This is a genomic window from Pantoea sp. X-Soil-YNGN-775 (assembly GCF_059730575.1).
The window spans coordinates 4,066,088-4,085,688 of record NZ_AP035945.1 but is presented as its reverse complement, the minus strand read 5'-3'; the positions used below and the strand labels follow the sequence as shown (position 1 = coordinate 4,085,688).

Below are 19,601 nucleotides of genomic sequence, written 5' to 3'. Positions count from 1 at the left end.
TAGAATCAGGAGCGTGTAACATGGCGGAAAGCTTCTTAACCGAAAATCGTTTCTTTGATAACAAACATTACCCACGTGGTTTTTCACGTCACGGTGATTTTACGATTAAAGAAGCCCAGCTTCTTGAACGCCACGGTTTCGCCTTTAATGAGCTTGATTTATCAAAGCGTGAACCTGCAACAGAAGAAGAACGGTTATTTATCGAAGTGTGTCGTGGTCAGCGTGAGCCGCAAACAGAAGCTGAGCGTGTATGGACCAAATACATTACACGCATCAAGCGTCCGAAGCGTTTTCACACTCTGTCTGGCGGGAAACCGCAGATGGATACTGTCGAAGATTTCAGCGACAGCGACGACTAATAAAAAGGGGCTTATGCCCCTTTTTTTATTGCAGGCTGTTATGCAGATGGATCATTAACCGGTCAATGCTGCGATAGCTAACTGCCTCCTGTAAATGGGTACGGTTTATTGTTGTTTCTCCCGCCAGATCGGCCAGCGTACGAGACACTTTCAAAATTCGCTGCCATGCCCGGACCGATAACCCCAGCTTCTCCAGCACCGACTCCAGCCATTCAGCATCTTCTTTGCCAATCTGACACCAGCGCAGAATTTCTGCGTTGTTCAAATGAGCATTAATCTTGCCTGCGCGCGCCAGCTGGATCGCGCGTGCAGCGACGACCCGCTGACGTACTGTCGCCGATCCTTCTGCTGTCCGGCGTTGTTGACGCAGCATCCCGCTGGGCAGCAGCGGAACTTCCAGCGAGAGATCAAAGCGATCAAGAAAAGGCCCCGACAATTTACTGAGATAACGCAGTACCTGCTGGGGTGAGCAGCGATTGTGTTGCCCCTGATAATGTCCGGTGGGACTGGGATTCATCGCGGCAATCAGCTGAAACCGCGCCGGGTAGGTCACTTTTGCCCGGGCACGGGAAATGGCAATCAGCCCCGATTCTATCGGTTCGCGCAGTGAGTCGAGTACCCTGCGATCAAATTCCGGTAATTCATCTAAAAACAGCACACCATTATGTGCCAGAGAGATTTCACCGGGCCGCGGTAACGAGCCGCCGCCAATCAGAGCATAGAGTGAGGCGCTGTGATGAGGCGACCTGAACGGCCTTGTGCGCCACTGTCGATGTGAAAGATGGCTGTTGACCAGGCTGGCGATCGCCGCACACTCCAGTGCTTCCTGATCGCTTAAGGGCGGCATAATACCTGGTAGCCGGGTCGCCAGCATGGTTTTGCCGGTGCCGGGCGGGCCAATCAGCAACAGGTTATGCCCACCCGCGGCGGTAATCTCTAACGCTCTGCGACCCTGCTGCTGTCCAATAATGTCAGCCATATCGTCGCCATGCGCTTCATTCTGGTCGTCAGGATAGGCGGCGACCGGCAGCACGAGTTGATTATGCAAAAAGGCGCACACCTCACTGAGATGCGAAGCAATCAGTGATGCATCCTGACGAATCAGTCCGACATCGGACTGGTTTTCGCTTGAGAGCACCAGTTGTCGCCCGGCCTGCATCGCCACCATCGCCGCAGGAATCGCGCCCTGAACACGACAGAGCGCGCCATCAAGGGCAAGCTCACCCAGAAACTCATAGCGGGTCAGCTTGTCCGCAGGAAGCTGTTCAGAGGCAACCAGAATGGCAATCGCCATCGGCAGGTCATAGCGTCCGCCTTCTTTCGGTAAATCCGCCGGCGCCAGGTTGATGGTGACCCTTTTAGCCGGAAACACAAACCCGCTATTGATGATGGCGCTGCGTACCCGCTCACGCGCCTCTTTTACCGTAGTCTCTGGCAGGCCGACCAGCGTCAGCGCGGGCAGACCATTGCTGATATGTGCTTCGATAGTCACCAGGGGGGCGTTTACCCCCAATGCAGCGCGGGTCAGGACTTTTGATAATGACATACTCGCTCCTTAAGGCTGCCAGTCTGCGGTCAGTCAAAAAGAAAAGCGAAAGCCTGATCGGCCTGTTGCGGGGTGAAGCACAGCAGATCGTTAATCGTTGCACACTGTGACAAAACGATAAGAGACTGTACGCAAATTCAGCAAAATATTATTACGGCACTAAAGTGATGAATATTTATCATCCGCAAATTATCCGTTTTATTACAACCCGATAGGTCAATAACTACCCCCGGCTACTGAAAAAAGCAGACAAAAAATGTTGTGTAAGTGCCCCTGACTATGTTAACTCTGTAGGCATTACTTCGAACACGAAGAAGAATTGAATAACACATGAAAGCCCTTCTACAAGTGATTAGCCTGGTTGTGATTAGCGTGGTGGTGATTATTAACCTACCGTGCGGGGCTACACTTGGAGAAAGAAAGGCTTAAAAATCAAGCCTCGAATCCGAAAAAACCCCCGCACCGAAAGGTCCGGGGGTTTTTTTTTGACCAGGCAAAATATCAGTAAATCCACAAGGAACAAACAATGAACAGTAGCATAAAATTCTGTTGTTCCGGTCAGGACACAGGAGAATAGCGATGACAGGTGCACAGTGGGTAGTTCAGGCTTTACGCGCGCAGGGTGTCGATACCGTATTCGGTTACCCTGGCGGTGCCATCATGCCGGTATACGACGCGCTCTACGATGGCGGCGTGGAACACCTACTGTGTCGTCATGAGCAAGGCGCAGTGATGGCCGCGATTGGTTATGCGCGTTCGACCGGTAAAACCGGTGTCTGCATTGCAACCTCCGGACCAGGCGCAACCAACCTGATCACCGGCCTGGCCGATGCGATGATGGACTCGGTACCCGTTGTGGCGGTAACCGGCCAGGTCTCTTCCGCCTTCATTGGCACCGACGCGTTTCAGGAAATCGACGTGCTGGGTTTATCGCTGGCCTGCACCAAACACAGCTTTCTGGTCGAGTCGTTAGATGAGTTGCCTGCGATCATGGCCGAAGCGTTTGCCCTGGCGCAGTCGGGCCGTCCGGGTCCGGTACTGGTTGATATTCCTAAGGATATTCAGATTGCACAGGGTGAGCCTGTGCCGCATCTGGTGCCGGTAGAAGAGGGGATAGACCTGCCGCATCAGGCGATTATCGAAGCCCGTGCGCTGATGGCGCAGGCAAAAAAACCGATGTTCTATATCGGTGGCGGCGTCGGGATGGCGCAGGCAGTGCCGGCGTTGCGTGCGCTGGCTGAAGAAACCGGCATCCCTGCCGTAGCAACCCTGAAAGGGCTGGGCAGCGTCGATGCCGACAGCGAACTCTATCTCGGTATGCTGGGTATGCACGGCACCAAAGCGGCCAACCTGGCGGTGCAGAGCTGTGACTTACTGATCGCGGTCGGTGCGCGCTTTGACGACCGGGTAACCGGCAAGCTGGACACCTTCGCCCCTCACGCCAGCGTCATTCACCTTGATATCGACCCGGCTGAACTGAACAAATTACGCCGCGCCCACGTCTCCCTGCAGGGTGATCTTAACCATCTGCTGCCAGCGCTGAGCCAGCCGTTGCACATCGATGCCTGGCGCAATGAGGTTAAAGCGCTCAAAGCCAGCCACAACTGGCGCTACGATCATCCGGGTGACGCCATCTATGCGCCGCTGTTGCTGAAGCAGCTCTCCGATCGCAAGCCCGCCAGCGCGGTGGTGACGACCGACGTCGGTCAGCATCAGATGTGGGCGGCGCAGCATATGGCGTTTAGCGCGCCAGAGAATTTCATCACCTCCAGCGGCTTAGGCACCATGGGATTCGGCTTACCGGCCGCCATTGGCGCGCAGGTCGCCCGGCCGCAGGACACCGTCATCTGTGTCTCTGGCGATGGCTCAATCATGATGAATATCCAGGAACTGGGCACCATCAAACGTGGCAAGCTGCCGGTCAAAATCGTGCTGCTGGATAATCAGCGTCTCGGTATGGTCCGCCAGTGGCAGCAGCTGTTTTTCGATGGTCGCTACAGCGAAACCAATCTGTCCGATAATCCCGATTTCCTGACGCTGGCCAGCGCCTTCAATATCCCCGGCCAGCGCATCACCCGTAAAGAACAGGTCGACGCCGCACTTGATGCTCTGCTGAACAGCGAAGGTCCCTACTTCCTGCATGTTGCAATTGATGAGCATGAAAACGTCTGGCCACTGGTACCGCCGGGTGCCAGCAATGCAAACATGATGGAGAAAACCGTATGAACCAGCATCAATTGTCTATCGAAGCCCGCTTTCGCCCTGAAATATTGGAGCGCATCTTACGCGTGGTGCGTCACCGCGGTTTTCAGGTTTGCTCAATGAACATGGCCTCAGTGGCCAACGCTGAAAACATTAATATCGAAATGACCGTTGCCAGCCAGCGCTCCGTCGATTTACTGTCTTCGCAGTTAAGCAAACTGATCGATGTCGCCTGCGTTCAGATTCAACAACAGACAACACAACAAATCCGCGCCTAGCCGCGAGAGGGAATAAAAATGAGCACGAAGAAAGCAGACTTTATTTGGTTCAATGGCGAGATGGTTAAGTGGGAAGAGGCGAAGGTTAGCGTCATGTCCCACGCGTTGCACTATGGTACGTCGGTATTTGAAGGCGTGCGCTGCTACGACTCTCACAAAGGACCGGTTGTGTTCCGTCATCGCGAACACATGCAACGTCTGCACGACTCCGCCAAAATCTATCGTTTCCCGATTAAAAGCAGCGTTGATGAGCTGATGGAAGCGTGCCGCGAAGTCATCCGCGTCAATAAACTGAAAAGTGCCTATATCCGTCCGCTGGCGTTTGTCGGTGACGTGGGCCTGGGTGTGAACCCGCCAGACGGTTTCAGCACCGATGTAATCATTGCCGCCTTCCCATGGGGTGCTTACCTCGGTGCCGAAGCGCTGGAAAATGGTATCGATGCGATGGTTTCTTCGTGGAACCGCGTAGCCCCGAATACCCTGCCAACGGCGGCTAAAGCCGGCGGTAACTACCTCTCCTCATTGCTGGTGGGCAGTGAAGCCCGTCGCCACGGCTATCAGGAAGGCATTGCGCTGGACACCAACGGCTACATCTCGGAAGGTGCCGGTGAAAACCTGTTTGAAGTAAAAGATGGCATTCTGTTCACCCCGCCATTTACCTCTTCAGCGCTGCCAGGCATCACCCGCGACGCCATCATCAAACTGGCGATCGACATGGGTATCGAAGTTCGCGAGCAGACGCTGTCACGCGAATCGCTCTATCTGGCGGATGAGATTTTCATGTCCGGTACCGCAGCAGAAATCACGCCGGTGCGTAGCGTTGACCGTATTCAGGTTGGCGAAGGCAAACGTGGCCCGATTACTGCCCGTATCCAGCAGGCCTTCTTTGGTCTGTTCACTGGCGAAACCGAAGACAAATGGGGCTGGTTAGATCCGGTAAACCCGTAATCAGATTCAGCGCGGGCGTTATCTGACGCCCGCGAGCCTATTCTTACTGGAGTAAATAGAGCATGCCTAAGTACCGTTCCGCCACCACCACCCACGGCCGTAACATGGCGGGTGCTCGTGCCTTATGGCGCGCGACAGGAATGACCGACGACGATTTCGGTAAACCGATTATCGCAGTGGTTAACTCATTCACCCAATTTGTACCCGGCCACGTTCATTTGCGCGATCTCGGCAAACTGGTCGCCGAGCAGATCGAAGCGTCAGGCGGTGTGGCCAAAGAGTTCAACACCATCGCGGTGGACGACGGTATTGCCATGGGTCATGGCGGCATGCTGTATTCACTGCCTTCGCGTGAGCTGATCGCTGACTCCGTCGAGTACATGGTCAACGCGCACTGCGCCGACGCCATGGTCTGCATCTCTAACTGCGACAAAATCACTCCGGGAATGCTGATGGCGTCGCTGCGCCTGAATATTCCGGTGATCTTCGTTTCCGGCGGACCGATGGAAGCGGGTAAAACCAAGCTTTCCGATCAGATCATCAAGCTGGATCTGGTTGATGCGATGATTCAGGGTGCCAACCCGAACGTCAGCGACGCCGACAGCGAGCAGATTGAACGTTCAGCCTGCCCGACCTGCGGCTCCTGCTCCGGTATGTTCACCGCCAACTCGATGAACTGTCTGACCGAAGCGCTTGGCCTGTCACAGCCAGGCAACGGTTCACTGCTGGCGACCCACGCCGATCGTAAAGAGCTGTTTATCAACGCCGGTAAGCGCATCGTCAGCCTGACCAAACGCTACTACGAGCAGGATGATGTCAACATGCTGCCGCGTAACATCGCCAACAAGGCCGCTTTTGAGAACGCCATGATGCTGGATATCGCGATGGGCGGCTCCACCAACACCGTGCTTCACCTGCTGGCAGCGGCACAGGAAGGCGAGATCGACTTTAATATCTCCGACATCGATCGCCTGTCACGCAAAGTACCTCAGCTGTGTAAAGTGGCGCCAAGTACCCCGAAATACCACATGGAAGATGTGCATCGCGCGGGTGGCGTCTTCGCCATTCTCGGCGAGCTGGATCGTGCCGGCCTGTTCGACAGCAGCGCCCGTAATATCCTGCAGCAGACCATGCGTGAAACGCTCGATCAGTACGACATCATGCTAACCAAAGATCAGGCAGTGAAGGATATGTTCCGCGCCGGTCCGGCCGGTATTCGTACCACCCAGGCGTTCTCGCAGAATTGCCGCTGGGATACGCTGGATGACGACCGCGCAGAAGGCTGTATCCGCACCCGCGAGCACGCTTATTCACAGGATGGCGGCCTGGCCGTGCTGTACGGCAACATCGCGGAAGATGGCTGTATCGTTAAAACCGCCGGCGTGGATAAAGAGATCCTCACCTTCAGCGGTCCGGCCAAAGTCTATGAAAGCCAGGATGATGCGGTTGAAGCGATTCTGGGCGGTAAAGTAGTGGCGGGCGACGTGGTGGTGATCCGCTACGAAGGGCCTAAAGGCGGTCCTGGCATGCAGGAGATGCTCTACCCAACCACCTATCTGAAGTCGATGGGACTGGGCAAAAGCTGCGCGCTGATCACCGATGGCCGTTTCTCTGGCGGAACATCCGGCCTCTCTATCGGTCACGCCTCGCCTGAAGCAGCCAACGGCGGCACCATTGCGCTGGTCAAAGATGGCGACACTATTGAAATCGATATCCCTAACCGCGGCATTAAGCTGGCCGTGCCGGATAACGAACTGCACGCCCGCCGTGAGGAACAGGAAGCGCGCGGTGATGCGGCGTATACGCCAGTCAATCGTCAGCGTGAAGTTTCTTTTGCGCTGCGTGCCTACGCATTACTCGCGACCAGTGCTGACAAAGGTGCGGTCCGCGATAAGAGCAAGCTGGGAGGCTAAAATGGCCGAGTCTCAACCGCTACCCGAGGCGCCCTGTGGCGCCGAGTATTTGCGCGCCGTGCTGCGTGCGCCGGTGTATGAAGTGGCACAGGTAACGCCACTGCAGGTTATGGAAAAAATTTCATCGCGTCTGGGCAACACTATTCTGGTGAAGCGTGAAGATCGTCAACCGGTGCACAGTTTCAAACTGCGCGGGGCCTACGCGATGATCGCCGGACTGAACGAAGAGCAAAAAGCGCGCGGCGTGGTGACGGCATCAGCTGGCAACCATGCGCAGGGCGTGGCGCTCTCCGCCAGCAAGCTGGGCATTAAGTCGCTGATTGTAATGCCGCTGGCGACAGCCGATATCAAGGTTGATGCAGTGCGCGCATTTGGCGGTGAGGCTTATCTGTTTGGCGCCAACTTTGACGAGGCAAAAGCCAAAGCGATTGAGCTGTCAGAGCAGCGGGGCTACACCTTTGTGCCGCCTTTTGACCACCCGGCAGTGATTGCCGGGCAGGGAACGCTGGCGATGGAGCTGCTGCAACAGGACGCGCATCTGGATCGGGTGTTTGTTCCGGTTGGCGGCGGCGGCCTGGCGGCTGGCGTGGCGGTATTGATTAAGCAGCTGATGCCGCAAATCAAAGTGATTGCAGTGGAGTCTGAAGATTCCGCCTGCCTGAAAGCGGCGCTGGAGGCGGGCCATCCGGTCGATCTGCCGCGCGTCGGACTGTTCGCTGAAGGCGTCGCGGTCAAACGTATCGGCAGTGAAACCTTCCGGCTGTGTCAGGCCTATATCGACGACATCATTACCGTCGACAGCGATGCAATCTGCGCTGCGATGAAAGATCTGTTCGAAGATGTGCGGGCCGTGGCGGAACCCTCTGGCGCGCTGGCGCTGGCGGGCATGAAAAAGTACATCCAGCAGCACGACATCAAAGGCGAACGGCTGGCGCACGTCTTATCGGGCGCTAACGTCAATTTCCACGGACTGCGTTACGTTTCTGAGCGTTGCGAACTGGGCGAACAGCGCGAAGCGTTGCTGGCGGTGACCATTCCGGAACAGCAGGGCAGCTTCCTGCGGTTCTGTCAGACGCTGGGCGGACGATCGATTACCGAGTTCAACTACCGCTATGCCGATGCCGACAAAGCCTGCATTTTTGTTGGCGTGCGGCTGACCCGCGGTCTGGAAGAGCGCAGCGAAATCATCAGCCAGCTCACCGACAGCGGTTACCAGGTGGTCGATCTTTCTGATGATGAGATGGCCAAGCTGCACGTGCGTTACATGGTCGGCGGACGGCCCTCCAAGCCGCTGCGTGAGCGGCTGTTCAGCTTTGAATTCCCGGAAGCGCCAGGCGCCTTGCTGAAATTCCTGCAAACGCTCGGCACCCACTGGAATATTTCGCTGTTCCACTACCGCAGCCACGGAACTGACTACGGTCGGGTACTGACGGCGTTTGAGCTGGGCAACGATGAGCCGCGCTTTGAAGAGCATCTCACCGACCTGGGTTATGACTTTCACGACGAAACGCAGAACCCGGCATTCCGCTTCTTCCTGGCGGGCAGCTGATTACAACTGACTCCAGAAAGCACTGATCAGCGGCTCGCCGAGCCGCTTTTTCTGCACGCAGACACCGAGTTCAAACGGTGCCACTGATTCAACATTCTCCAGCATCATGACGCGGTTGCGCACCGGTTCCGGGCTGTTCTCCAGCACCACGTCCGGCAACAGGGCGATACCGCATCCCAGCGCCACCATGGAAACAATCGCCTCATGGCCCGATACCGTGGCGTAAATTAACGGATTCGCAATGCGATGACGGCGGAACCATAAATCGATACGCCGGCGCGCCGGTCCCTGCTCCGGCAGGATAAACGGGATTTGCGACCACTCCGGCACTGCCTGGGTGGCCTGAGTCCGCACCGCGCAGGGCAACGCTGGCGCAATCAGCACCAGCGGAATCAGCCCGAGCGGCATAAAATCGATGCTGGCCGGTAAGGTTTCAGGTCGTCCGGCAATCGCCAGATCGGCTTCGCCGGAGTGCACTTTTTCAACCGCATCGGCGGCATCGCCGGTGTTAAGTTTGATTTCTACCTGCGGATGCTCGGCACGAAAACGGTCGAGGATCGGCGGCAAATGGCTGTAGGCTGCGGTCACCGAGCAGAACAGGCGCAGCTCGCCGCTGAGCGACGGGCCGTTAAGATCCATCACGTGGCGCAGCTGCTGATACTGCAACAGCGTCTGCTGTGCAAACTGGCGCAGGCGTTCACCCGCTTCTGTCAGCGTGACGGTGCGGTTATCACGCAGAAACAGCGCGTGACCGACATCCTCCTCCAGCCGCTGAATCTGGCGCGAAAGCGTGGAGGGACTGACGTGCATCGCACGCGCGGTGCGGCCGAAGTGGCAGCTTTCGGCCAGATGAAGAAACAGTTTCAGATCTCGTAAATCCATATGCGCGTCGCCTTAACGTGATGTTGCATTTATTGCAATGTGACGTTGTTAATATATCAATTTAAGCAACAGAATTCCTGTCATATGATGGGGTCATTCGCGGCGCTGCACCACACGCCGTCCCTGAACAAAAAAAGCAAACACAACCTCACTGGAGTACCCATGGCTAACTATTTCAACACATTGAACTTGCGCAACCAGTTAGCGCAATTAGGTAAATGTCGTTTCATGGCGCGCGAAGAGTTCGCTGATGGCGCCAGTTTCCTGAAAGGCAAAAAAGTCGTTATCGTTGGCTGTGGCGCGCAGGGCCTGAATCAGGGTCTCAACATGCGTGATTCCGGTCTGGATGTCGCCTACGCACTGCGTGCCGAAGCGATTGCGGAAAAACGCCCATCATGGCGCAAAGCGACCGATAACGGTTTCAAAGTGGGTACCTACGAAGAGCTGATCCCGCAGGCGGACCTGGTCGTTAACCTGACGCCGGACAAGCAGCACTCCGCAGTGGTTCAGGCGGTTCAGCCTCTGATGAAAGATGGCGCAGCGCTGGGATACTCGCACGGTTTCAACATCGTGGAAGTAGGTGAAACCATCCGTAAAGACATCACCGTAGTGATGGTCGCGCCGAAGTGCCCGGGCACCGAAGTGCGTGAAGAATACAAACGTGGTTTTGGTGTGCCGACGCTGATCGCGGTTCACCCGGAAAACGATCCTAAAGGCGAAGGCATGGCGATTGCCAAAGCCTGGGCGGCTGCGACCGGTGGCGATCGTGCTGGCGTGCTGGAATCCTCCTTCGTGGCAGAAGTAAAATCTGACCTGATGGGCGAGCAGACCATCCTGTGCGGCATGCTGCAGGCGGGTTCATTGTTATGTTTCGATAAGCTGGTGGCAGAAGGAACCGATCCGGCCTACGCCGAAAAACTGATTCAGTTTGGCTGGGAAACCATCACCGAGTCGCTGAAGTTCGGCGGCATCACGCTGATGATGGATCGCCTCTCTAATCCAGCAAAACTGCGTGCTTATGCACTGTCAGAACAGCTGAAAACCATCATGGCACCGCTGTTCCAGAAGCATATGGATGACATTATTTCGGGTGAGTTCTCTTCCGGTATGATGGCTGACTGGGCCAACGACGATAAAAACCTGCTGACCTGGCGTGAAGAGACCGGCCAGACTGCGTTCGAAACGGCCTCACAGTATGAAGGTAAAATTGAAGAGCAGGAGTACTACGACAAAGGTGTATTGATGGTAGCGATGGTTAAAGCGGGCGTTGAGCTGGCGTTTGAAACCATGGTTGATGCCGGCATTATCGAAGAGTCAGCCTATTATGAATCGCTGCACGAGCTGCCGCTGATTGCCAACACTATCGCCCGTAAGCGCCTGTATGAAATGAACGTGGTCATCTCCGATACCGCTGAATACGGCAACTACCTGTTCTCATTCGCCGCGGTGCCGTTGCTGAAAGAGTTCATGACCACGCTGCAGCCGGGTGACCTGGGTAAAGCGGTTGAAGGAACGCAGGTAGATAACGCGCAGCTGCGTGACGTCAACGAAGCCGTTCGCCAGCATCCAATTGAAGCGGTCGGCCGCAAACTGCGTGGCTACATGACTGACATGAAGCGCATCGCTGTCGCCGGCTAATTAGCGTCACCACCGTTTTCAGCAAAACAAACCCCGGCTTGCCGGGGTTTTTTGTTTATCAATCGATGGGCACCTCCTGTAGACGTGCCTATGGTCTGGCCGCTTCACTGTGAAACCGTAGCTGTACAAGCAACACGGTCAGATCGGAAAGACGCAAAATCCGCCTTCCCTGGCACGCCTGGCTCGCGCGATTACGCATCTCATCCCTGAGTGCACCCGTCACCGGGCCAATGACTGGCGTTTTTTTCCCGGGGACGGATGCTTTCCTCCTCTACCCGTATTGCCTGCGCATTGAGTTTATTCGTTGCGGCCAGAATTACCCTGATTGGGTTTGTGAGCCGTCTGAAGCGTTCCGCTGACCGCCTGAAACGTATGCCGAAGTCAACGCGATGGGCGCATACGCCTGTAGCAAAGCATCGCGGGCCAGGGATGGCCCGCGCTGAGCATGCCAGGGATGGCGTCTTTTGCGTCTTTGCGAAAGGCGTATGCGCCCTGAGCCTGCGCACTAACCTCAACACGACGCCTTTAGGGCTGCGCATTAACCTGAGCCTTCAGCCTGCCGTTTTTCTACCTGATGATGCCAGCGCCAGGCGAGAGCCATAAAAAAACCCGGCGGCTGCCGGGTTTTTCAATGACCTTCATACGACGGGATTAGACGTCATACAGCGTCTGATTGCGCGTCTCTTTACAGGCGATCAACGCAATCAGCGTCAGCACCGCCATCGAAGCCAGATACAACCCTACCGCCTGCAAACCGTAATTGGCATTCAGCCAGGTGGCGATATAGGGCGCGACAGAGGCACCGAGAATCGACGACAGGTTGTAGGAAAACGATGCGCCGGTATAACGTACTTCAGTCGGGAACAGCTCTGGCAGCAGCGCGCCCATCGGACCGAACGTCAGACCCATAATGCTCAGACCCAGCAGCAGGAAGCCCATCACCAGCGCCTGTGAACCCGATCCTAACAGCGTCGGGAACAGGAATGAAAAGGCAATAATCATTAGCGTAATGGTGATCATCGTTTTACGACGACCGAACCGGTCAGCCAGCAGACCGGCAATCGGCACCATTACGCCAAAGCCAATCACGGCTAACATCAGCATCCACAGCATATTGTTACGCGGAATGCCCAGTCCGGCCGGTGCCGGCGTGGTGCCGTAACTCATCGAGTAAACGGTCATGATGTAGAACAGGGTATAGGTCGCCAGCATGATAAAAGTGCCGAGAATGGTGGCGGTCAGGTGCTTACTCAGCAGTGCGGCAATTGGTACCCGCACCTGTTTTTTCTCTTTCTGCACTTTGGCAAACACCGGGCTTTCATGCAGTGACACCCGCACATAGAGGCCGATCAACACCAGCACCGCAGACAGAATAAACGGCACACGCCAGCCCCACTGCATGAACTGCTCATCGGTCAGCAGCCATGACAGCAGCAGGAAGGTCCCGTTAGCGAAGAAAAAGCCAATCGGAGCACCCAGCTGGGGGAACGACCCATACAGTGCGCGCTTCTTCGCCGGGGCATTTTCGGTGGCCAGCAGCGCCGCGCCGCCCCATTCTCCGCCGAGTCCCAGACCCTGACCAAATCGTGCCAGCGCCAGCAGCAGCGGAGCCAGCACGCCAATGGTTTCATAACCCGGCAGCAGGCCGATCACCACGGTCGAGATCCCCATGGTCAGCAGCGAGGCGACCAGAGTGGCTTTACGGCCAATGCGATCGCCAAAGTGACCAAACACCGCCGAACCAATCGGGCGTGCAATAAACGCGATCGCAAAGGTCGCCAGTGACTGTAGCGTGGCGACGGTGGCGTCACCCTGCGGGAAAAAGATGTGCGGGAAAACGATGACCGCGGCAGTGGCATAAATATAAAAATCGAAGAACTCAATGGCCGTACCGACCAACGAGGCGATCACCACTTTGCTGCGCGAATTAACCGGCGTGGGGTCCTGTTGCTTGTCGAGTGTTTCTGAGATGGAGGCTTGCATAACTGTTTCTTATTTGTAAATACAGATAAAGAATCTTACGCACCTGCCAGACGTCATTCAATGCTGAAACCCGCGTCGTTACTGGCTTCGCCGGGCAAAGAGAGGATAATTTCTGAGGTCCGGGGAATGTCGGAGGATGTCGGGGTAAACCGGGCTAAATCTGGCGGGATACTCTACGAAAGGGCTAAATAAAAGTGACCCCTCAGCTATTCATCCTGTTACATGGATAAAAAATAGCCTCGGGGTGATATTTTCCGCTGTTGTTAACTGATAGTGATTATTGCGGATGCGAAGAGCGACCAGCCTGTGGCATTTGCGGGTCGTCTTTATATTTGGCGGTAGCGATCCAGGCGGCGCAGAACAGCGTCAGGCGGGCAAAGAAATAGAAGAACGCCATCAGACCGAGCACCGAACCAAACGCCGCGCCAGACGGTGAGGTCGCCAGCTTCGGCAACGTCAGCGTCATAACGAATTTGATCACCTCGAAACCGACCGCCGCCAGCAGCGTACCGCGGAACAGCGCTTTCTTGCGCGGCTTGTGACGCGGCAGGATCCAGAAAATCCATAAGAACAGCAGGTAGTTAGCCAGCACTGAAATCGAGGTGGCGATAATGGTCATCGCCGGGCGGAGCCAGTCGATGCCATCCAGTCCCAGCGCGCTGACAATCATCGCCTGTGCCGAACCGGCAACCGAGGTCAGCGACAGCGTAATCACCAGCGCCAGCATCAGGCCGGTCAGCGACAGGAAATCGCGAATATAGCGTTTCCAGATTTTCTCTTTATCGTCGGGTTTGCGTTCCCACACGTCGCGCGACTGGGCGCGGATCGCTTCCCGCAGATTTCCCATCCAGTTAAGACCCGAATAGAGCGCCAGCAGTAACCCGGTAATACCGACGGTGGCGCGCTGCTGAATCGCTGTATTGACGGTATTTTTCAGGGTGGTGGCCAGCGTCGGATCGCTGATGCTGCTGACGATTTTGTTGATGATATCGGTCAGCAAATCCTGGTTCGATGCCAGCACAAAACCGACGGCGGCAAACGACACCATCAGAATCGGAATCAGCGATAAAAAGGAGAAGTAGGTAATCGCTGCGCCAAACTGGCTGCCGAGCCGATCGTTAAACCGCTCCAGCGCGCGAATAAAGTGTGCCACCGCCGGAATCGCCTGAAACCAGGCGGCAAAGCGCGAAACGCGCACAATCGATTGGTCAACAGAATGGTTGCCGGTTTTAATATCGATCAGCGGCTTTGGCGGCTGCGTATCCTGTGAATTTTCCTGCTTGTCTGTCATAGACCTTCACTGTCCTGTTTATCATTAAAATCAAAGTATAGCCGCTCAGGTGACGTACTCCTGTAGTACCTGACTCAGCCACTCCATAAATACCCGCACCCGTCGGGCGACGTTGCGCCGATGCGGATAGAGCAGGTGGATCGGCATCGGCCTGGCGGGAAAGTGGTGCAGTACTTCAACCAGTTCACCCTGCTCAAGCAGCTTCTGAATGCCGATCGCCGGCACCTGAATAATGCCTAAGCCGGCCAGACAGGCGGCGCGGTAGGTCTCGGTACTGTTCACCGTCACTACGCCACCGGTGTGCACATAGTGGCACTGCCTGCCGTCAAAATATTCAAACCCTGGCGACGGCTGACCCAGTTGCTGGCTGTAGTGCACCATGGCGTGCTGCGACAACTCTTCCAGCCGGATTGGCCTGCCGAAGCGCGAAAGGTAGCCGGGGCTGGCGCAATTGATCAAGGTGTAAGTCCCAATTTTTCGCGCAATTAAACCTGAATCTTTCAGCTCGCCGACCCGAATCACGCAGTCAAATCCTTCGCGGATCACATCGACCTGACGATCGCTGCTGCTCAGCTCAATCTCCACGCCCGGATAGTGCTGCAAGAACTCCGGCAGCCGCGGCAGGATGAAGCCGGTCGCCATCGCCACTGACATATCGACCCGCAGTTTGCCGCTGAGCGTGGCGGGATCGTGCTGAAACAGGCTGTCCATATCGTCAATCATCGACAGCAAATCAAGGCAGCGATCGTAATAGACCAGGCCATCCTGCGTCAGTTGTACCCGGCGGGTAGTGCGATGCAGCAGGCGGGTCGCCATCTGATTTTCCAGCGCCTGAATCTGCCGCGACACGCTGCCTTTGGGTAAACCTAAACTTTCTGCGGCGCGGGTAAAACTGCCCATTTCAGCAACCCGAACAAACACCTGCATTGCGTGAATTTTATCCATGTTGTGCACCGATTGTTGTTCTTAATGAAACAGTGATCTCTATTTCGATCTGTTTATAGATCAATTATTCAGGAATATCTTTAAACCGTGTTCAATTTTCCAACAGGTGTGCAACATGAATCATAAAATTGCGTTAATTACCGGAGCAAACCGCGGTTTAGGCCGCAATGGGGCGTTAAAACTGGCTGCCAGAGGCGTTGATATCATACTGACCTATCGCAGTCACGCCGACGAGGCCCAGGCGGTAGTGAAAGAAATTGAAGCGCTGGGAGCCCGCGCGGTGGCGCTGGCGCTGGATGTCGGTGAAAGCAGCCGCTTTGATGCGTTTGTTGAGCAGGTCCGCCAGCAGCTGCAGCAGCACTGGCAGCGCGAGCGGTTTGACTATTTAGTGAACAACGCCGGTCATGGCCATTACAAAGCCTTTACCGACACCACCGAACAGGAGTTTGACGCGCTGGTTAACGTCCATTTTAAAGGACCTTACTTCCTGACGCAGAAGCTACTGCCGCTGATGCAGGATGGCGGCCGCATCCTCAATATTTCCAGTGGTCTGACGCGGCTGGTGTATCCGGGTTCCGGCACCTACGCGGCGATGAAAGGGGCGATGGAGGTCCTGACGCGTTATCAGGCGAAAGAGCTGGGTGCGCGGCGGATCCGCGTCAATATCCTGGCGCCGGGCGCAATTGAAACCGACTTCGGCGGCGGTCGGGTGCGTGACACCAAAGAGCTTAACGATCAGATTGCCGGCCTGACTGCACTGGGTCGGGTGGGATTGCCGGATGACATTGGTGACGCCATCAGCGCCATTCTGAGTGACGAAACCGGCTGGATCACCGCCCAGCGTATCGAAGCGTCAGGCGGCCAGGGAATTTAATCGCCGTCGGCCTGGCGGACAGGAAATCTACCGGGCCGCGGCGTGTCAGAGTGAAATAGTACCGTCAATCACCGTCACGGTATTGCCGCCAATCCAGATTTCATCTCCGGCAAAAGAGACCTGCACCCGACCCGCGCGTTGCAGTACGGTGCCCTGACGCACCCGGTAATCGGTGGTCTGGCCGGCCGCCGCGAAGTAACGGGCCAGGCAGGCGTTGGCGCTGCCGGTGATCGGATCTTCGGTCAGGCTGCCATGTTCAACCAGCAAGCCGCGCACTTCATACTGCTCACTTTCGCCCTGTGGCAAACGGCCGAAGGGCATCACCCCCGTCACGCCGGCATGTTTAAGCAGCCGCTGCAGATCGCTGACGTTGGGCTGAAGCGCCAGCACCGCGTCGGCGCTGACCATCGGCACCAGCAGCCAGCGAATCCCCATATCCACCACCGTCGGGCTTTGGGTCAGATCGAACGCGTCGCTGTTTAACGCATTGCCCATCAGGGCGTCCTGCCATGGCGTAATGGTGGCTGTCGGGGCGGCAAACGCCAGCGCGCCGTCTGCGGCAATCCTGATCCGCACGTTACCGACGCCGCACTGCTGCACAATTTCGCCCGGCGTCCGGGTCGGCCAGCCCGCTTCCAGCAGCGCATGCGCGGTGCCGAGCGTCGGATGACCGGCAAACGGCAGTTCACCCTCGACGGTAAAAATGCGCACCCGATAATCTGCCTGGGCATCCTGGGGCGGCAGCACAAAGGTGGTTTCCGACAGGTTGGTCCAGCGGGCAATGGCCGCCAGCTGGCTGTCGCTCAGCCCCTGGGCATCCATGATCACCGCCAGCGGATTACCGTTAAAGGCGGATGAGGTAAACACATCGACTTGCTTAAACGCGACCTTCATTGTCACTCCTTGCTTATTGTGGTCAGACCGGCCTTTTCTCTGCCGGATGATTGCTTATAGCAGGTAACAGGACTATGAATAAGTTAAAGATTTCACTGGAGACTGTGAATGTTAACCATCCTCGGACGTACCTCTTCTATTAACGTACGCAAAGTGTTGTGGCTCTGCGCCGAGCTTGACCTCGATTACCTGCGGGAAGAGTGGGGCGATGGCTTTCAGTCAACCCACTCACCTGAATTTATGGCGCTTAACCCGAATGCGATGATCCCGGTGCTGAAAGATGACGAGCTGGTGATCTGGGAATCCAACGCCATCCTGCGCTATCTGGCAAACGCCTATGGCGGCGAATGGCTCTACCCGCTCCACCCGCAGTCGCGTGCGCCGATCGATCAGTGGATGGACTGGCAGTCTACCGAGCTCAACACCTCATGGCGCTACGCTTTTATGTCACTGGTGCGTCACTCGCCGGCCCATCAGGACCCGCGCCTGCTGGCGGCAGCCTGCAAAGGCTGGTCGCATACCATGAGTATTCTCAACCAGCAGCTGGAAAAAACCGGCCGCTACGTCGCCGGGCGCAACTTCACCCTGGCGGATATACCGGTTGGCCTGGCGGTGAACCGCTGGTTCGAAACGCCGCTCGACCATCCTGATTATCCGGCGGTGCGCCACTATTACGAGCGCCTGACCGAGCGCCACGGCTACACCGTCTGGGGCCGCAACGGCACCCCGTGATCCTCGCCAGAGGGCAGGCCGGCTAACTCGCAGGCTATTTCACCGGCGCGGCGGATTGCCCAGCTGTAGCGATCGTCAAACGGATAGCAGCAGGAGAGGCGCAGCGCGTGGTCATAGCGTTCGCTGAGCGAGTAAAGGGCGCCAGGCGTGACGCAAATCTGCTCCTGCAACAGCCGATCAAACATCTCGGTAGTATTAACGCCGCCCGGCAGTTCGACCCAGAAGACAAAGCCACCGCGCGGCAGCGTGGCGCGGGTGCCCTGCGGGAAGTGGCGGGCGATTAATCCGCGCGCCTGATCCAGATTGGCGGCATAGCGACGGCGCAGGGTGCGCAGATGGTGATCGTAGCCACCGTTTGCCAGAAATTCCGCCAGCGTTTCCGACAGCAGCGCCGATTCCGCCATCGACGACACCGCTTTTAACCGGGCAATGGCGCTGTGGAAGCGCCCGGCGGCGATCCAGCCGATACGAAAATCGGGTGCCACGGTTTTGGTAAAGCTGGTGCAGTAGAGCACCCAGCCATCGCGATCAAAGGCTTTTACCGCCGGTGAGAGCGGCCAGTCGAACTGCAGTTCGTCATACAGTCCATCCTCAATCAGCGGAACGTGGTAAGTATTCACTAACTTCGCCAGCCGCTTCTTGTTTGCCAGCGACATGCAGTAGCCAAGCGGATTCTGGGCGCTCGGCATGGCGATCAGCGCCTTAATACGCTGCTCCTGTAGCAACATCTCCAGTGCATCCAGCGACAGGCCATGCTGTGGATCGGTCGGAATTTCCAGCGCCTTCAGGCCCAGCGACGCCAGCAGCGGAAACAGAAAGAAGTAGGTCGGCGACTCCAGTCCGACGCAGTCGCCCGGCTGCGTCACGGCCCGCAGCGCCAGCTGCAACGCCTCCATGCAGCCATGGGTCAGGGTGATCTCATCGGCGGTCAGCGTCTGTCCGGCGTGCAGCGCCCGCCGCGCGATCTCCTCCCGTAAGCGCTCACTACCGGGCGGAAGCGCATAGCGCCCAATCATATTGGGATGACGGCGCAGCAGCGCGGCGGTTATCCGGCCGATACGTGCCGCAGGAAACAGCTCACTATCCTGCGGGCAGGCCAGCGAGATATTGATGTAGTCGGGATGATTCTGGGCGGCAAACACCTTATCAATCAGGTCGAGCTTTTCACTGCTGGGATCGCGCACCCGGGCTTTATGCGAATCGTGCCGGGTCACCGCCGGCAGCACACCGCGCACGTAGTAGCCCGACTGGGGACGCGCCTCAATCAGGCCGCGATCTTCCAGCAGCTGCCAGGCGTTCAGCACGGTATTGACGCTGACCTGGTGCGATTGCGCCACGCGCCGGATGGCAGGCAGGCGTTTGCCGGGCTTCAGCGTGCCCTGATGGATCGCCTCAGCGAAGTTGTCAGCCAGCTGCTGATAGAGCCGCTGATCGGGTGAAGGAGCAAGGGACACAATAGCCTCCGGACGCGATGGGTACAATTGCTGTTAATCGAAACTGTAACCATCACAATAGTGATTTTGTGTCACTGTTACCATTCCTTTTCCCGCCGTAGCATGAAGCTCTG

17 protein-coding genes are annotated in these 19,601 nt (G+C 56.7%); 10 read left to right on the top strand and 7 right to left on the bottom strand.

Annotated elements, in window-relative coordinates:
* The first annotated feature begins 20 nt into the window (after positions 1–20).
* A complete protein-coding gene (locus AC6I8I_RS19205) occupies positions 21–359 on the top strand; it encodes a MaoP family protein (protein ID WP_094121630.1) in 339 nt (112 codons plus the stop codon).
* 25 nt (positions 360–384) lie between these two features.
* On the opposite strand, the gene AC6I8I_RS19200 is transcribed toward AC6I8I_RS19205, so the two are convergent.
* Positions 385–1,905: a YifB family Mg chelatase-like AAA ATPase gene (locus AC6I8I_RS19200; protein ID WP_497828200.1), complete on the bottom strand. Its 1,521-nt coding sequence runs from the start codon at positions 1,903–1,905 to the stop codon at positions 385–387.
* A 330-nt stretch (positions 1,906–2,235) separates the two neighbouring features.
* Between AC6I8I_RS19200 and ilvL the strand changes: the two genes are divergently transcribed.
* The 6 genes from ilvL (at position 2,236) to ilvA (ending at position 8,795) form a co-directional block, all read left to right on the top strand.
* Positions 2,236–2,334: an ilv operon leader peptide gene (ilvL, locus tag AC6I8I_RS19195; RefSeq protein ID WP_082097622.1), complete on the top strand. Its 99-nt coding sequence runs from the start codon at positions 2,236–2,238 to the stop codon at positions 2,332–2,334.
* Between the two features lie 150 nt (positions 2,335–2,484).
* Complete coding sequence (ilvG, locus tag AC6I8I_RS19190) at positions 2,485–4,131, top strand: acetolactate synthase 2 catalytic subunit (protein WP_497828199.1); 1,647 nt, start codon at positions 2,485–2,487, stop codon at positions 4,129–4,131.
* The gene (ilvM, locus tag AC6I8I_RS19185; RefSeq protein WP_008926359.1) at positions 4,128–4,385 is read left to right on the top strand and encodes an acetolactate synthase 2 small subunit; all 258 of its coding nucleotides are present in this window, start codon (positions 4,128–4,130) and stop codon (positions 4,383–4,385) included. The genes ilvG and ilvM overlap by 4 nt, the downstream gene beginning before the upstream one ends.
* A gap of 18 nt (positions 4,386–4,403) precedes the next feature.
* A complete protein-coding gene (locus AC6I8I_RS19180) occupies positions 4,404–5,333 on the top strand; it encodes a branched-chain amino acid transaminase (protein ID WP_031377328.1) in 930 nt (309 codons plus the stop codon).
* A gap of 62 nt (positions 5,334–5,395) precedes the next feature.
* Positions 5,396–7,246, top strand: coding sequence for a dihydroxy-acid dehydratase (gene ilvD / locus AC6I8I_RS19175; protein ID WP_497820601.1), 1,851 nt, complete (start codon positions 5,396–5,398; stop codon positions 7,244–7,246).
* A 1-nt stretch (position 7,247) separates the two neighbouring features.
* Positions 7,248–8,795, top strand: coding sequence for a threonine ammonia-lyase, biosynthetic (gene ilvA, locus AC6I8I_RS19170; RefSeq protein WP_312054126.1), 1,548 nt, complete (start codon positions 7,248–7,250; stop codon positions 8,793–8,795).
* Here the strand turns inward: ilvA and ilvY are convergent, their stop codons facing one another.
* Positions 8,796–9,677 carry an HTH-type transcriptional activator IlvY gene (ilvY, locus tag AC6I8I_RS19165; RefSeq protein ID WP_312758745.1) on the bottom strand — a complete coding sequence of 294 codons (882 nt, stop codon included), beginning with the start codon at positions 9,675–9,677 and terminating at the stop codon, positions 8,796–8,798.
* Between the two features lie 162 nt (positions 9,678–9,839).
* Between ilvY and ilvC the strand changes: the two genes are divergently transcribed.
* Positions 9,840–11,315 carry a ketol-acid reductoisomerase gene (gene ilvC, locus AC6I8I_RS19160; RefSeq protein WP_312758747.1) on the top strand — a complete coding sequence of 492 codons (1,476 nt, stop codon included), beginning with the start codon at positions 9,840–9,842 and terminating at the stop codon, positions 11,313–11,315.
* A gap of 651 nt (positions 11,316–11,966) precedes the next feature.
* On the opposite strand, the gene AC6I8I_RS19155 is transcribed toward ilvC, so the two are convergent.
* From AC6I8I_RS19155 to AC6I8I_RS19145, 3 genes are all read right to left on the bottom strand, one after another.
* The gene (locus AC6I8I_RS19155; protein ID WP_312054128.1) at positions 11,967–13,298 is read right to left on the bottom strand and encodes an MFS transporter; all 1,332 of its coding nucleotides are present in this window, start codon (positions 13,296–13,298) and stop codon (positions 11,967–11,969) included.
* 277 nt (positions 13,299–13,575) lie between these two features.
* The gene (gene yhjD, locus AC6I8I_RS19150) at positions 13,576–14,589 is read right to left on the bottom strand and encodes an inner membrane protein YhjD (protein ID WP_312054130.1); all 1,014 of its coding nucleotides are present in this window, start codon (positions 14,587–14,589) and stop codon (positions 13,576–13,578) included.
* Between the two features lie 45 nt (positions 14,590–14,634).
* Positions 14,635–15,534 carry a LysR family transcriptional regulator gene (locus AC6I8I_RS19145; protein ID WP_031377335.1) on the bottom strand — a complete coding sequence of 300 codons (900 nt, stop codon included), beginning with the start codon at positions 15,532–15,534 and terminating at the stop codon, positions 14,635–14,637.
* A gap of 115 nt (positions 15,535–15,649) precedes the next feature.
* On the opposite strand from AC6I8I_RS19145, the gene AC6I8I_RS19140 reads away from it, so the two are divergent.
* Positions 15,650–16,408 carry an SDR family NAD(P)-dependent oxidoreductase gene (locus tag AC6I8I_RS19140; protein WP_312054132.1) on the top strand — a complete coding sequence of 253 codons (759 nt, stop codon included), beginning with the start codon at positions 15,650–15,652 and terminating at the stop codon, positions 16,406–16,408.
* A 45-nt stretch (positions 16,409–16,453) separates the two neighbouring features.
* On the opposite strand, the gene AC6I8I_RS19135 is transcribed toward AC6I8I_RS19140, so the two are convergent.
* Positions 16,454–17,302: a PhzF family phenazine biosynthesis protein gene (locus AC6I8I_RS19135; protein ID WP_312054134.1), complete on the bottom strand. Its 849-nt coding sequence runs from the start codon at positions 17,300–17,302 to the stop codon at positions 16,454–16,456.
* A 108-nt stretch (positions 17,303–17,410) separates the two neighbouring features.
* Between AC6I8I_RS19135 and AC6I8I_RS19130 the strand changes: the two genes are divergently transcribed.
* Positions 17,411–18,034, top strand: a complete 624-nt coding sequence (locus AC6I8I_RS19130; protein ID WP_312054136.1) for a glutathione S-transferase family protein — start codon at positions 17,411–17,413, stop codon at positions 18,032–18,034.
* On the opposite strand, the gene AC6I8I_RS19125 is transcribed toward AC6I8I_RS19130, so the two are convergent.
* Positions 18,001–19,488 carry an aminotransferase-like domain-containing protein gene (locus AC6I8I_RS19125; protein WP_312054138.1) on the bottom strand — a complete coding sequence of 496 codons (1,488 nt, stop codon included), beginning with the start codon at positions 19,486–19,488 and terminating at the stop codon, positions 18,001–18,003. The genes AC6I8I_RS19130 and AC6I8I_RS19125 overlap by 34 nt on opposite strands.
* Positions 19,489–19,601: the final 113 nt, after the last annotated feature.